The 14681-nt window shown below is 62.5% G+C and carries 13 protein-coding genes; 4 read left to right on the forward strand and 9 right to left on the reverse strand.

Annotation, left to right across the window (positions count from 1 at the left end):
- Positions 1 to 94: 94 nt before the first annotated feature.
- The 6 genes from JFT58_RS25370 to JFT58_RS25395 all read right to left on the reverse strand — a co-directional run bounded on the left by JFT58_RS25370 (position 95) and on the right by JFT58_RS25395 (position 6618).
- Entirely contained in the window at positions 95 to 1078 is a 984-nt protein-coding gene (locus tag JFT58_RS25370) for a TRAP transporter substrate-binding protein (RefSeq protein ID WP_054897946.1), read from the reverse strand.
- A 131-nt stretch (positions 1079 to 1209) separates the two neighbouring features.
- A complete protein-coding gene (locus tag JFT58_RS25375; RefSeq protein ID WP_054897947.1) occupies positions 1210 to 2028 on the reverse strand; it encodes an HpcH/HpaI aldolase/citrate lyase family protein in 819 nt (272 codons plus the stop codon).
- 14 nt (positions 2029 to 2042) lie between these two features.
- On the reverse strand, positions 2043 to 3236 hold the full coding sequence (locus JFT58_RS25380; RefSeq protein WP_198834700.1) for a CaiB/BaiF CoA transferase family protein: 1194 nt from the start codon (positions 3234 to 3236) through the stop codon (positions 2043 to 2045).
- A gap of 10 nt (positions 3237 to 3246) precedes the next feature.
- The gene (locus JFT58_RS25385; RefSeq protein WP_054897949.1) at positions 3247 to 4596 is read right to left on the reverse strand and encodes an MmgE/PrpD family protein; all 1350 of its coding nucleotides are present in this window, start codon (positions 4594 to 4596) and stop codon (positions 3247 to 3249) included.
- 11 nt (positions 4597 to 4607) lie between these two features.
- Positions 4608 to 5771, reverse strand: a complete 1164-nt coding sequence (locus tag JFT58_RS25390) for an acyl-CoA dehydrogenase family protein (RefSeq protein ID WP_054897950.1) — start codon at positions 5769 to 5771, stop codon at positions 4608 to 4610.
- Positions 5772 to 5799: 28 nt separating this feature from the next.
- Positions 5800 to 6618 (reverse strand): FAS1-like dehydratase domain-containing protein, encoded by an 819-nt coding sequence (locus JFT58_RS25395; protein ID WP_054897974.1) that lies wholly within the window; start codon positions 6616 to 6618, stop codon positions 5800 to 5802.
- 245 nt (positions 6619 to 6863) lie between these two features.
- Between JFT58_RS25395 and JFT58_RS25400 the strand changes: the two genes are divergently transcribed.
- The 3 genes from JFT58_RS25400 (at position 6864) to JFT58_RS25410 (ending at position 10510) form a co-directional block, all read left to right on the forward strand.
- The gene (locus tag JFT58_RS25400; RefSeq protein ID WP_034126002.1) at positions 6864 to 7763 is read left to right on the forward strand and encodes a LysR family transcriptional regulator; all 900 of its coding nucleotides are present in this window, start codon (positions 6864 to 6866) and stop codon (positions 7761 to 7763) included.
- A 116-nt stretch (positions 7764 to 7879) separates the two neighbouring features.
- A complete protein-coding gene (locus tag JFT58_RS25405) occupies positions 7880 to 9703 on the forward strand; it encodes a serine hydrolase domain-containing protein (protein ID WP_054897951.1) in 1824 nt (607 codons plus the stop codon).
- A 15-nt stretch (positions 9704 to 9718) separates the two neighbouring features.
- On the forward strand, positions 9719 to 10510 hold the full coding sequence (locus JFT58_RS25410; protein WP_054897952.1) for a MipA/OmpV family protein: 792 nt from the start codon (positions 9719 to 9721) through the stop codon (positions 10508 to 10510).
- 137 nt (positions 10511 to 10647) lie between these two features.
- Here the strand turns inward: JFT58_RS25410 and JFT58_RS25415 are convergent, their stop codons facing one another.
- Positions 10648 to 11925 (reverse strand): ATP-binding protein, encoded by a 1278-nt coding sequence (locus JFT58_RS25415; RefSeq protein ID WP_054897953.1) that lies wholly within the window; start codon positions 11923 to 11925, stop codon positions 10648 to 10650.
- The gene (locus tag JFT58_RS25420) at positions 11926 to 12633 is read right to left on the reverse strand and encodes a response regulator (RefSeq protein WP_014718339.1); all 708 of its coding nucleotides are present in this window, start codon (positions 12631 to 12633) and stop codon (positions 11926 to 11928) included.
- Between the two features lie 157 nt (positions 12634 to 12790).
- On the opposite strand from JFT58_RS25420, the gene JFT58_RS25425 reads away from it, so the two are divergent.
- Complete coding sequence (locus tag JFT58_RS25425; protein ID WP_054897954.1) at positions 12791 to 13990, forward strand: MFS transporter; 1200 nt, start codon at positions 12791 to 12793, stop codon at positions 13988 to 13990.
- Here the strand turns inward: JFT58_RS25425 and JFT58_RS25430 are convergent.
- Positions 13946 to 14548, reverse strand: coding sequence for a tRNA-(ms[2]io[6]A)-hydroxylase (locus JFT58_RS25430; RefSeq protein WP_054897955.1), 603 nt, complete (start codon positions 14546 to 14548; stop codon positions 13946 to 13948). The genes JFT58_RS25425 and JFT58_RS25430 overlap by 45 nt on opposite strands.
- Positions 14549 to 14681 lie beyond the last annotated feature (133 nt).

The raw sequence follows: 14681 nt of genomic DNA on the forward strand, positions 1-14681 counted from the left end.
CGCCGTGCGTAAGGCGACGCGGAGCGTCACGGGATGCATTACCACGCGGAGCGTGGGAACGATCAGTCGCGGGCAAGCCCGCTCCCGCAGGGGATTACTGGTTGGACTGGTCCGCCGCCTTGATCAGGTCAGCCCCAATCTCGCCTTCGAACTTCTGCCACACCGGGCGCATGGCTTCGCGCCACAGCGCACGTTGCTCGGGGGTCAGTTCGATGATTTCGCTGGTCTTGGCGTCGATGATCTTCTGCTTGGCCGACTGGTTCAGCGCTTCGGCCTGCTTGTTCACCTCCACGGTGACCTCGGCCATGATCTGCTCCAGGGTGCTGCGCACATCCGGCGCCAGGCCGTTCCAGAATGTCGCGTTAGTGATCACCATGTAGTCGATCAGGCCATGGTTGGACTCGGTGAAGTACTTCTGCACTTCGTTGACCTTCTGGCTTTCATAGTTCGACCAAGTGTTCTCGGTGCCATTCACGGTACCGGTCTGCAGGCCCTGGTAAACCTCGGCAAAGCTCATCTTGCGCGGGTTGGCGCGGATCGCCTTGAACTGTTCTTCGAGCACACTGGAAGCTTGCACGCGGAACTTCAGGCCACGGGCGTCCTTGGGTTCATGCAGGGCCTTGTTGGCAGAGAGTTGTTTGAGGCCGTTGTGCCAATAGGCCAGGCCGAGGATGTTTTTATCCTGCATCGAGGTCAGCAGTTGCTTGCCCTGGGCCGCCTGGAAACGGTCGACGGCGGCCAGGTCGTTGAACAGGAACGGCAAGTCGTAGATCTGCACTTGCTTGGTGTAGTGCTCGAATTTGGCCAGGGACGGGGCCAGCATCTGCACATCACCCAGCAGCAATGCTTCCATTTCCTTGCCATCGCCAAACAGCGACGAGTTCGGGTACACCTCGACCTTGACCTTGCCGGGCAGGCGCTCTTCAGCAAGTTTTTTGAACAGCAGCGCGCCCTGGCCTTTGGGGGTGTTTTCGGCCACCACGTGGGCGAACTTGATCACAATCGGGTCTGCCGCCTGGGCCAGGCCAGCGGTAAACAAGGTGGCGGCGCACAGCAGCGCCCGGAAGAGCTTGAGCATGGGAATCACCTTCTTATTGTTGTGTTTAAGGCAAGGTGCCTGATGTTACGCGTGTCGTGAATTTCGAATTTTAGATACCTGCGTTCGGCCTGGCCGAACGCGTCCAGTGTGGGAGCTGGCTCCAGGTTCCGTCAGTCAGAGCTGGCAGTGAGCAGCCGTTGCGCGCGCAGCAACACCGGCGCATCCACCATCTGCCCATCAATCTGATAAGCCCCTGCCCCATGGGCGCCCGCCTCCACCACCCGCCTGGCCCAGGCCAGCTCTTGGGCGCTCGGCGCTAGCGCGGCATGGATCACCGCCACTTGCTTGGGATGAATGCACAACGCCCCGGCAAACCCCATCTCATAGGCGTGCCGGATCGAACGGTGCAGGCTTTCGGGGTCGTCGATGGCCGGGTGCACGCCGTCCAGCGGCGCCGCCAGGCCCGCGGCGCGCGAATGCACGATCAACGCCAGGCGCGCCTGGTCGAGGGCCAATTCGGCGGCGCGGGATTGACTGCTCAGGTTCAGGTCCAGCGCCAGGTCCAAGCCACCGAACGACAGGCGCTCCACCTGGGGCGCCTGGGCAATCTGCGCCAGTGCCAGCAAACCGCGTGCGCTTTCGATAATCGGCCAGATAGCCTTGCCGGTCGCGGCCACCACAGCCACCTGGGCCGCGCTTTCGACCTTGGGCAGCAATACCCCGGCGACATTTGCATGGGCCTTGCAGAACGCCACGTCCTCAAAATGCTCGGCATGTTGCGGCGCGTTGATGCGCACCCACACCTGGGCCTCAGGATGGGCATGCAGGAACGCGCCCAGATTATCCCGGGCCTGACGTTTGAGCGGCTCTTCCACCGCGTCTTCAAAATCCACAATCACTGCGTCGGCGCCGCTGGCCAGGGCCTTGGCAAACCGCTCCGGGCGGCTGCCCGGCACAAACAGCGCAGAACGTACTAAAGGCTTTGGCATCACGTGATTCCTGATTAGATAACGCCGCGCTCACGCAGACTGTTAATGGCCTCAACGGAGTAACCCAACTGGTCGAGGATGCCTTGGCTGTGTTGCCCCAGCGCTGGAACGCCGTCCATGCGCGGGGTAAACGCGGCGTTACGGGCCGGTGGCAGCAGCGACGGCAACGGCCCCGCCGGGCTGTCGACGTCACGCCAGCTGTCGCGGGCCTTGAGTTGCGGGTGGTCCCACACGCCTTGCATATCGTTGACCCGGGCGCTGGCAATTTGCGCGTCTTCCAGGCGCTGGATCACCGCCTCGACGTCCAGTGGGGCAAAGCGCTCCACGATAATCTGGCGCAGCACCTCGCGGTTGGCCGAACGCTTGAAATTGGCGCTGAAGCGTTCGTCCATGGCCAGCGCCGGGGTGAGCAGCACTTTGTCGCAGAACGCCGACCATTCGCGCTCGTTCTGCAAGCCGAGCATCACGGTGCCGCCGCCCCCGGTGGGAAACGGCCCGTAGGGGTAAATCGTCGAATGCGCGGCACCCGCACGCGGTGGCGGCGCCGCGCCGTCGAAGGCGTAATACATCGGGTAGCCCATCCACTCCACCAGGCTTTCGAGCATGCTTACATCGATGCGGCTGCCCTGGCCGGTTTTGCCGCGTAGCAGCAGCGCCGACAGAATGCCGCTGTAGGCGTACATGCCGGCGGAGATATCCGCGATGGAGCAACCGGCCTTGGCCATCTGTTCTTCTTCTGGGCCTCCGGTCACCGAGAGGAAGCCGCCCTCGCTCTGGATCAGCAGGTCGTAGGCTTTCTTTTTCTCGTAGGGCCCACCTTCGCCATAGCCGGAAATATCGCAGACGATCAGGCGTGGAAAGCGCGCGTGCAGCGTCTCGAACGATAAGCCCATGCGCGCCGCCGCGCCGGGGGCAAGGTTCTGCACCAGCACATCGGCATCGGCCAAAAGCGCATCCAGAATAGCGCCCGCCTCGTCCTGCTTGAGGTCCAGGGTCAGGCTTTCCTTGGAGCGGTTGGTCCAGACGAAATGCGACGCCAGGCCACGCACCCGCTCGTCATAGCCACGGGCGAAGTCGCCGGTGCCGGGTCGCTCTACCTTGATGACCCGGGCACCGAGGTCGGCCAGCTGGCGCGTGCAAAATGGCGCGGCAATCGCGTGTTCCAGGCTGACGACGGTGATGCCGTCCAGCGGTCGTTGTTCAGTCATGACAAATCCCTCAAAGCCAATGGGCCATGGACGCGGTAGTACGCAGGTTCCACACCTGCTCGATCAGGCCTCTGGCCTGGGTCGGGGTGCGGGCGCCGCTGAAGTGGGCCAGGCGCTGGAACTTATCCGCCAGTTCGGCCCGACTCAGGGTGTTGCCCGGGTCGCCCTTGGGTTCATCAATGGCACCGCGCAGCGTGCGGCCATCGGTGGTGGTGACCGTGACACGGCCCAGCCAGCGTTGCGGGTAGGCGCTGTCGACTTCCGGGTCCAGGGTCATGCTGACCTTGTCGCGAAACGCCGCGACCGCAGGATCGGTCAACGCCAGCTCATGGAATTCAGGCAACCCGGCTTTGCCATGCACAGCGATCAGCCCAAGCACGGTGCCCATGGAAAATTTGGCCTGGTGCACGGTGGCCGGCACCGTCACTCGGCCGAGTACGTCAATGGCGCCTTGGTGCACGTGGGTTTGCACCTGGGAGATCTGCGCAGCGCTCAAGCCTTCACGCTGCATCACGGCCAGCAGCGCGTCGGCAGCAGGATGGGTGTGGCGACAGGAGGCGTGGAATTTGAACGAGGTTTCCACCAGCGCCCAACGGCTGCCCAGCTCGGCAGACAATTTGCCCGGTTGGGCATCACTGGACATACCTGCCGCCAAACCTTGCTCACCCTCAAGGATATTGCGCGCGCCGGTCAGCCCATCGGCCGTAAGGTAAGCCGCCAGCAAGCCGTCCGCCGCCGCCTTGGCCGTGTGCAGTTGTTTGGAGTCGGCGGCATCGCGCAGAAACTCCCACAGCCCGGCAGCCTGGGTGCCGGCGCTGCCGAGCAGGTTGATGAATTGTTCTTCGTTGAAATCGAGCAACTTGCCCACCGCGACCGCCGCCGCCAGGGTGCCGACCGTGGCCGTGGTGTGGAAGATGCGGTAGTGGGAGCGGCCCATGAACTCACCGATGCGAATCCCCGCCTCGTAGCCGGCCACCGAGGCCAGCAACAGTTCACGGCCAGACTTGCCGAGGTCCTGGGCAGCCGCCAACGCAGCGGGAAACACCACGGTGGCCGGGTGCAGCACGGAACTGTTGTGCAGGTCATCCTGCTCCACCAGGTGTGAGGAGGCGGCGTTGACCAGTGCGGCGAAATACGCGCTGGTGCCGGTGCCGTTGACGATCACCTGGGCCGGACCGCTGCTCGGGCCCATCTTCTGCGCGTAGCGTTCAAACAAGGGGATCGGGTGCGCGCCTTGGCTGGCCAAGGCGCACGCGAGCCAATCCAGGTACAGCTCTTCGGTGCGCGCCAGCACGGGCTCGGGCAATTGTGAGTACGTCAGCTCGGCCAGGAACCGGCACAGGGCTTGGGTATGATGCATGCTCAAGGCCCTCAGAAGCTGCGTGGCAATTCGAGCAAATGCTCGGCCACGTAGGACAGGATCAGGTTGGTGGAGATCGGCGCTACCTGGTACAGGCGGGTCTCGCGGAATTTGCGCTCCACGTCGTACTCGCAGGCAAAGCCGAAGCCGCCGTGGGTTTGCAGGCAGGCGTTGGCCGCTTCCCAGGACGCCTTGGCCGCCAAATACTTGGCCATGTTGGCACTGGCCCCGGCGTTCTTGCCGCTGTCGTATTCCTCACAGGCACGCCAGCGCATCAGGTCGGCCGCTTCGATCTCGATATGCGCCTCGGCAATCGGGAACTGCACGCCCTGGTTCTGCCCGATTGGCCGGCCAAACACCACACGGTCGCGGGCATAGGCGCTGGCCTTTTCGATGAACCAGCGGCCGTCACCGATGCACTCGGCGGCAATCAGCGTACGCTCGGCATTCAGGCCATCGAGGATGTATTTGAAGCCCTTGCCCTCCTCGCCAATCAGGCTGTCCAGGGGCAGCTCCAGGTTGTCGAAGAACAGCTCGTTGGTCTCGTGGTTGACCATATTGGCGATGGGCTGCACGGTGAGGCCGTTGCCGATGGCCTGGCGCAGATCTACCAGGAAGATCGACATGCCTTCGGACTTTTTCTTTACGTCGGCCAAGGGCGTGGTGCGCGCCAGCAGGATCATCAGGTCGGAATGCTGTACCCGAGAGATCCAGACTTTCTGGCCGTTGATCACGTACTTGTCGCCGCGCTTGATCGCCGTGGTCTTGATCTTGGTGGTGTCGGTGCCGGTAGTGGGCTCGGTGACGGCCATCGACTGCAGGCGCAATTCACCGCTGGCCAGCTTGGGCAGGTAGTAGCGTTTTTGCGCCTCGCTGCCGTGACGCAGCAGGGTGAACATGTTGTACATCTGGCCGTGCACGGTGCCCGAGTTGCCGCCGCAGCGGTTGACTTCCTCAAGGATCACCGAGGCTTCGGCCAGGCCCAGGCCGGAACCGCCGTATTCCTCGGGGATCATGGCCGACAGCCAACCGGCGTCGGTCAGGGCCTTGACGAAGGCTTCGGGGAAGCCTTTTTCTTCATCGATCTTGCGCCAGTAAGCGGCATCGAACTCGGCGCACAAGGCGCGCACGCCTTCGCGGATGGCCTTGAGTTCTTCGTTGTCATGGGCATTCATTAACGGCTCTCCGCCTGTTGTTATCGGGTTATTCGAAATGCACTTGGGCGGTCTGTGCCAGGCCTTCAGTGTTGCCCGCCCAGAGTTCTGCGACGCCGGTTGCGGTGATACGCCCGCCCACCTCAAAAGGCTGTGGCGCAATCAGTGGGCGCACGCCGCGATAGGCAAAGCGGCGCAGGGTCGCCTCAGGGTGCGCTCGGCAGAACGCACGCAGGTTCAAGGTGGCGATCAGCGGGCCATGCACCACCAGGCCGGCATAGCCTTCGGTGCCAGTGACATAGGGGTAGTCGTAGTGGATGCGGTGGCCGTTGAACGTGACGGCGCTGTAGCGGAACAACAGGGTCGACGTCGGCTCGACGGCCTCTGTCCATTCGCCCCGGGCCAGCGCGTCGCCGCTGCCAGGCTTGGGTGGCGTGGGTTCGCGGTAGACGATGTCCTGTTCCTCGCGGATGGCCAGCCGCCCTTCCTGGGAGTAGTCATGGCGCACGGTGACAAATAGTAGTGAGCCGGTGCGCCCGGTCTTTTCTTCGACCTGGGTGATGGTCGACACGCGCGTAGCCGCCTCGCCAGCCCGCAGTGGCTGCAGAAATTCAAGACGCCCACCGGCCCACATGCGATTGCGGTTATCGGCCGGCGGCAGGAACCCGCCGCGTGCCGGGTGGCCGTCGCCGCCCAACGCCACCTCCGGCAGCGGGTCCTGGAAAAAGCACCATTGCCACAACGCAGGCACAGCGTCGCCGTCGGCAGGCACCTCTTCACCTAACGTCGCGGCGATGCGCTTGAGCAGGTTATGACTCAGGTGGTCGTGGGCGGTCTCACTTCGGCCGATCCAATCAGTGGCGCTCATCGGGTGCAGGTCCTCAGGCAGTGGGTGTCTGCCGTGGATCATGCAAGGGCCTGCCCGTTCTGAGAATTTGCATTTCAATAAACCAGCGTTCGGTTAAGCTGAACGCACCATTCCTATGCGTACCTCTTGTGGCGAGGGAGCTTGCTCCCGTTGGGGCGCGAAGCGGCCCCAAAAAACAGGCCTGCTTCGCAGTCCAGCGGGAGCAAGCTCCCTCGCCACGGGTGATCACAAGCCTGGAGTTTTGCATGCACTTCGATCTCGCCGACCTGCGCCTGTTTATCCATATCGCCGAATCCCCCAGCCTCACCCAGGGTGCCAAGCGCGCCTTCCTGTCGCCGGCTGCCGCCAGTGCGCGGATCAAGGCCCTGGAAGGTCAGCTCGACACGCGCCTGTTGTACCGCGATAGCCGGGGCGTGGAGATCACCCCGGCAGGCGAGCGGCTGTTGCACCATGCGCGGTTGATCATGCGCCAGGTGGATTACCTCAAAAGCGAGTTCACCCAATACGGCGTGGATTCGGCCGGGCATATCCGTATCTTCGCCAACACCACGGCGGTCACCGAGTTTTTGCCGGAGGTCTTGGCAGGCTTTCTGTCACAGCGCCCGGGCGTCACCGTCGACCTGCAGGAGCGCCTGTCGCGGGACATCGTGCGTGGGGTGCTCGATGGCACCAGTGACATGGGTATCATCGCCGGCCCCGTGGAAGCCTCCGGCCTGCAAGTGTTGCATTTCAGCACCGACGAACTGGTGCTGATGGTACCCGTCGGGCATCCGTTGGCCGACCAGCCTTCGGTGACCCTTGAGCAGACCCTGGCGTATCAGCATATCGGCCTGCATGAAGGCAGCACGCTGTTGAGTTTCCTGCGCGAACACGTCGAGCGTCTGGGCAAGCAATTGTCGCTGCGTATCCAGGTCTCGAGCTTCGAGGCGATCTGCCGGATGGTCGAGGCCGGCGTGGGCATCGGTATCATTCCCGAGTCCGCCGCCCTGCGTCACAGCCGCACCATGCAGCTGGTGACGGTAAAACTGGACGAGCCCTGGGCGATTCGCGAGCGCAGCATCCTGGTACGCGAGCTGGAAGCGCTGCCGGGGACCATTCGCGCCCTGATCGCCACGTTGATGCCCGCACCCCTGGGCAAATCCTGATGTTTTTATAAGCGGCCGTTAACAGTCTTTGACAGTTTCCCGACAAAGCACTCAAAGATTCTCGGCCCCCGCCGCCCTAGCATTCCAGCATCCAAATCATCATTCGGGTGCTCTTGATGTTTCGCAGATTGCGCGGTATTCCGCTCTTGGGTTGCCTGTTGGGCAGTATCGGTTGCCACTCGCAACCGCCTGTCCCGCCGCCGATTCAAAAAGGCGATTACGGCGCAATCATCCGCTACCTGCAAACCCGCATTCCCCGGGAGATGGCTCGGGACAATGTGGCGGGATTGTCGATTGCCCTGGTCAATGGCCAGGAGCTGATCTGGGCCCGCGGCTTTGGCCTGGCTGACAAAGACCTGGGGGTGCCGGTCACGCCCAATACCGCGTTTCGCGCAGGTGGCATCTCCAAGCTGCTGACCGCCACGGCGGCGCTGCAACTGGTGGAGCAGCAACACCTGGCGCTGGATGCGCCGATCCAGCAGACCCTGCGTGAGTTCTACGTACGCTCCCGCTTTCACAGCGACCAGGCCGAGGCGGATCGAGCGATCACCTTGCGGCGCTTGCTCAGCCATCAATCCGGCTTGCCCAGCGAGCACCTGCGCGACCTGCGCAGCACCTATGCCATGGGGCAGATGCCGATGCGTGTGTCGGGTGTGTGGCTGAGCAGCCTGCCGGGTTCCCAGGTGGCGTATTCCAACCTTGGCTATGCCTTGGTGGGCGCCGCCATTGAGCGCAGCAGCGGCAAAAGCTTCGAAGCCCAGTTACAAAGCAGCCTGCTCACACCCTTGCGAATGAACCAGTCCAGTTTCCTGGGTACCGGTGCGCAAATGAGCTATCGCGCCCACGGCTACGAGGATGGCAAGGCCAGCACCGACCCCCAGGTGCGTGACCTCGCCGCCGGTGGCCTGTGGACCAGCCCCAAAGACCTCAGCCGCTACGTGCGCATGCTGTTCGCCAAGGGCACCTACAAGGGCAGTCAGATCCTCGGCAGCGCTTCTATCGATGCCATGTTTACCCAGCAAAACACCGGCAACGCCTTGGATTTCGACTGCCAGATGGGCTTGGGCTGGTTCTTGGCGCCCTGTGGTGACGAGCCCATCGGCCCCGGAGTGCGCACCTACCAGCACAGCGGTGGCGGCGACGACTTCGTGGCCCAGTTGACCCTGCTGCCGGATCAGCAACTGGCCGTGGTCATCATGGCCAACGACAGCAACGCCGAAGACATGGTGGTGTCGCTGACCACCGACAGCCTGCGCCTGATGCTCCAGGCTCAGACCGGCAAGCCCGTATGCGCCGATGACTGCCAGGCCCCCAGCCACGGCCTCAAGCTGCGCCATGTACCGGCGGCGGTGGATCGCAAGCGCCTGGCCGGCTTCTACGCCACCGCCTGGGGCGTGTTCCGCATCAGGGATGAGCATGCCCGTTTGAGCGGTGAACTGGCCGGCTACGATTTCCAGCTATTGCGTGATGAGCAAGGCTGGCTGCGGGCGCAGAAAAAGATACTGGGGTTCTGGCGCAAGGACCTCGGCGAGTTGGGCCGCGTGCAGCTGGATGTGCTCACGGTACAAGGCCGCCAAATGCTCACCGCCCGCAGCCACGGCCAACGCATTGCCATCGGCGAGCGCATCGAGCCGCCGCCCTTGTCCGCCGCGTGGGCCAACACGGTCGGCACCTACCAGGTGCTCAGCAGCCATGAACCCGACGCGCCATTGAGTGGCATCAGCGTGCGCCAGGAGGACGGTTTCCTGGTGATTCGCGGCCAATTAAACGGCGAGCCGCTGACCGACTACATCCTGCTGCCCATCGACAACGCCCATGCGGTGCTGGCCGGCAACGGCTACGGCCTGGGCGATACCGTCAGCCGCCAGGTCAACGGCCTGAGTGCTTCGGGCTACTCGTTCAAACGCACCCATTCACCCCACACACCCTTGAACCTCTAACCAGGAAACACCCTGATGCACTCAAAAAACCTGTGCCTGTCATTGACCTCACTGTGCCTGATCGCCGCCGCCGATACGGCGCTTGCCGAAGACTGGCAATACAGCCTCAAGGCCGGCATGGCCAACGCACCCCGCTACAGTGGCAGCGACGAACGTATGACGGCGCCTGTGCTCGGTGGCAAAATCATCAGCCCCTGGGGCGTCTTCCTCGACACTGATACGGGCTTGGGCTGGGGTTACGAAGGCAATGCCTTGAGCTTCAGCGCATACGTTGGCGCAAGCGATTCGCGCAAGGATAAAAATGAAAGCATGCATGCCGGCTCCAAACGCCTCAAAGGCATGGGCGAGATCAAGTCACGTCCGCAATTGGGGGTGAGTACCGCCTACAACCTCGGCGGTGTGATCATCGGCGCCACCCTGGAACATGCGCTTGAAGAAGATAAACACAAGGAAACCGGCAAGGCTTTTACCCACCTGGAGTTGAGCCTGGGTACCCATCTCTATGAGGGCCGCTACGGCTCCGTCGATGCCGCCATCAACAGCCACTTCGGTGACCGCAACTACCTGCAAACCTGGTACGGCGTGACTGCCGACCAGGCCACCCGCAGCCGCTTCAAGGAATACAAGGCAAGTGCCGGCAATATCAGCAATGGCATGAACCTCTCATGGAGCGTGCCGATCAACGAACACACGCAGTTCTCGACCCTGCTGGATGTGCAATACCTGGCGGATGAAGCAGGCAAGAGCCCGATTGTGGAGCAGCGGCTGCAAGCGTCGGTGTTGGGGGAGCTGCAGTACACCTTCTGATCTGACTTGCCCTCTGTAGGAGCGAGCTTGCTCGCGCAAAACTCGCAGGCGCCGCGTTTATCCAGAAAACACGCGTTATCGTTGAGGTTTTTCGCGAGCAAGCTCGCTCCTACAGGATGGCATTAGGGCCAGCCCCCTTACTCGGCGTATGCCCACGTCATTCGAAACGACGCCCCGCCCCACTCCGAATCCTGCACTTCCACCTGCCCGCCGTGCCACTGGCTGACACGCTTGACCAGCGCCAGGCCCAGACCAAATCCGCCTGTGCGGCGGTCGCGGCTGGCGTCAAGGCGCAGGAAGGGTTCGAATATCTTGGTGCGACCCTCCAGCGGTACCCCCGGCCCATCGTCGTTGACCCGCACTTCGTAACCGCTGCCAAACTTGACCAGCGACACTTCCACGCGGCGATCGGCATAACGAATCGCGTTGCGCAGCAGGTTGATCACGGCCCGCGCCATAAAGCGTGGCTCGATCTGGATAACGTCCACCTCGCAGGTGCGCAACGACAACTGCACCCCTTCCGCTTCGGCCTCCAGGGCCACGCTGCCGATCACACTGTCGAGCCAACTGTGGGCCTCGATATGCTCGCGGGTGACCTGGGTCGCGCCTGGCTCAAGGCTGGCATAAGTCAACAGCTCGGAGACCATTTCTTCCAGTTCACCGAGGTCGGCGTACATGTCGTTGATCAACGCTCGGCTTTGCCGTGGGTCGCTCTGCTGCCTGAGCTGGTCCAGCTCGAATGACAGCCGCGCAATCGGCGTACGCAATTCGTGGGAGACCGCGTTGGTGAGTTCGCGCTGGTTGGCGATCAAACCTTCGATGCGCTCGGCCATCTGGTTGAAGTGCCCGGCCAGTGAACGCACGGTGGAGCGAGTCGGCAGCAAGATGCGCGAGCCCAGGTCATTGTCACCGAAACGTTGCGCGGCCAGGCGGATGTGCTCCAGGTCGCGCCAGTGTGGACGCACCCAGAAATACAGGACGATGGCCAGGCTCACGCCCAGGAAAGCGTAGGCCCAGAGGTACAACCACTTGGGTTCCTCCGGCAATCTGATTTCGAGCAGTTGCGGGCCGTCGTCGATAGGCGCAAGAAATTTCATGAAGTCCTCGCGCACCACTACCTGGCCAGCCGCCAGGAGTTTCTGCTCCCGTTCGCTCAAATCCTGGGTGTCGCGCTGCACCAGTTCGAGCCGCAAGCCGTAATGCGGTTGCAGTTCATCCAGGCGTGCCTGGCGCGCCTCTGCCTGCACGGGGCGCAACTGTTCCACCAGGGCCCACGCCGGGCCGCGCAGGGCTTCACGGTTATAGGTCTCGTTGGACTCGGGCATGTAAGCGTCCAGGCCGAAGTTGACCAGCCAGATCGATCCGGCCAGGCCGAGCGCGAGAATCAAATAGAGGCGCAGGTACAAGCGCAGCATCTACACCTCCCACGCGAACGGGTTGAACAGGTAGCCCTTGCCCCAGATGGTCTTGATGCACACCGGCTCGCGGGGGTTGTCATTGAGCTTGCCGCGCAGTTTGCTGATGTACACGTCTACGCTGCGGTTCAGCCCGTCAAAGGCAATGCCGCGCATGCGGTTAAGGATGTCGTCGCGAGAGAGAATCTTGCCCGCGCTGCTGGCCAGCAACCACAGCAACTCGAATTCCATGGTGGTGAGGTCAATGGTCTCGCCGCCCAGGCGGACCACCCGGCAACTGCGATCAATCGACAAGCGGCCAAATTCCAGGGCACCGCGCACGGTGGGCTCGGGCACTTGACGGCGCTGCAGCGCACGCAGGCGCGCCAACAACACCGGCGGTTTGATCGGCTTGATCACGTAGTCGTCAGCACCGGACTCAAGGCCAAGGATATGGTCCAGGTCATCTTCCTTGGCGGTGAGGATCACGATGGGCGTGTCCGACACGTTGCGAATCTCGCGGCAGACATGCAGCCCGCTCTGACCCGGCAGCATCAGATCGAGCACGACGATCTTCGGCTTGAAATCCAGGAACGCCGCCAGCGCTTCATCGCCCCGGTACACCACCCGTACCTCGAAACCATGCTGCGACAGAAAATGCGAGACCAGCCCTGCCAGCTTTTCATCGTCCTCAACGAGCAGGACCTTGCCCAGACCCAGGTTTTCCATAAGTTCTCAGTGTGGATGCGCGGATTGAAATGGGGCCATTATAGGTGGCAAGCTGGCCGACAGAGGTGGCTGACCAGTCCCCAGCGAAGAAGCTTCATGCTTTTAAGAGTTTTTAACAAATAGCCTGCAGTTTTTAACGCCATTGACAGGGAGTTCCATGCGCAAGGATTACCTGGCGTTCTTCATTTCGCTGTTCCTTTCACGGCTGGCCGACCAGGTTCTGCTGTTTATCGTGCCACTGATCGTGTTCCAGACTACGCAAAGCGTGTCGTGGGCGGGGTTGGCGTTTTTTATCGAGTCACTGCCGCGCTACCTGGCGTTTCCGGTGTGCGGCGCGTTGTGCGACAGGTTTTCACCGGTGCGTATCCTGCATATCAGCCAGGTGTATCGGGCCCTGGCCTGCGTGGTGGCGATGGCGCTGTATGGGCTGTTCGACGGTATCCATTGGCTGGTGATGCTGTCCGCGTTGTGCGGCGTGCTGACCACCCAGGGCATCATGGCGCGGGAAGTGGTGATGCCGCATATCTTCGGGCAGTACACCTACGCCAAGACCTTGTCCTATTCGCAGATCGCCGACCAGGGCGGACTGGTGCTCGGGCCATTGGTGGCGGCGCTGATGCTGGAAGTCTGGGCGTGGCCATGGGTAGTGCTGGGCGTCGCCGCGCTGTTTGTGCTGGCAGACCTGGCGATGCTGATCTGGCAGCGCAACACCACGGTGGACCTGCACATCCATGAACAACAGCCGGGTAACTGGCTGCAACCCCTGCGCACCGCTTTTGGCCACATCCTCAACCGGGTGGAGTTGAAACGCATCATCGTCCTGGCGGTCGGTGTGAACCTGATGGTCGGCGTGACGCTGGCTACCTCGGCTGCCATGGTCACCGGCCACTACGCAGCGGGCAAAGACGCCTATGCCCTGCTGCAAGCCGCCGGGGCGCTGGTGACCATCGCGATTCTGTTCTACCTGGCGCATTCATCACTGAAGCTGAAGGTACTGGGCGGGTTGTCGTACTCGATGATCACCGTGGGCGCGCTGATCACCGCGCTCAGCCCCGGCGTGTGGGCCTACGCGGTGGGTTTCCTGCTGCTGACCGGCTTCGACAAGATGTTCAACGTGTACCTGCGCAGCACCCGCCAACGGGTGATTCCGGTGCAGGACTTCGGCAAGACCGTTGGCGTGATGACCTTGCTCAACAACCTGGCCCAGCCCTTGGCGGGCTTGATGATTGCCGTGTTGGCAGCGCCTTTGGGCACGCCAACGGTGATCCTGCTGCTGACCGGGATCACCGCCTTGATCGGTGTGGCCGTGGCCTCAGGCTGGCACGCCACTGTGAAAGCGGAACTCGACGTCGGGTGATTCGATCAGGTCCTGCTCGGTGGCCCGCACCCGCTCGATCACCTGGGCGATGTCCTTGGCGTCGCCGTACTGGTATGCCAGCTTCAAGTAGCCCTGGAAGTGCCGCGCCTCGCTTTTGAGCAAGCCGAAATAGAACTTGCCGAGTTCTTCGTCCAAATGCGGCACCAGCGCTTCGAAGCGCTCGCAACTGCGCGCTTCGATAAAGGCGCCCACCACCAGGGTATCCACCAGCTTGACCGGCTCATGGCTGCGCACCACCTTGCGCAAACCCGAGGCGTAACGGCCGGCGTGCAGTTGACGCAGTTCGACCTTGCGCTTTTTCATCAGGCGCATGACCTGCTCGTGGTGCACCAACTCTTCGCGGGCCAGGCGCGACATCATGTTGATCAGGTCAACGTGGCCGTAGTACTTGGCCATCAGGCTCAAGGCGGTGCTGGCGGCTTTGAATTCGCAGTTCTTGTGGTCGATCAGCAGGGTTTCCTGATCGGCCAACGCGGCCTGGACCCAGGCATCGGGGGTGCGGCAGCCGAGGAGTTCATGGATTTCGGGCAGGTTCATCGGGCTCACGGGCAAAGGATCACAAAAGGGCGCCGATTATACCGACCCCGTCGCAGACCACCAGCCACCGGCCTTGATGTGTATCAACATGACGGCTGCGTAGCAGCAACTATAGTTATCCAACGCCCGCCCT

It is taken from the genome of Pseudomonas sp. MF6767 (assembly GCF_016405475.1).
GTDB lineage: Bacteria > Pseudomonadota > Gammaproteobacteria > Pseudomonadales > Pseudomonadaceae > Aquipseudomonas > Aquipseudomonas paracarnis.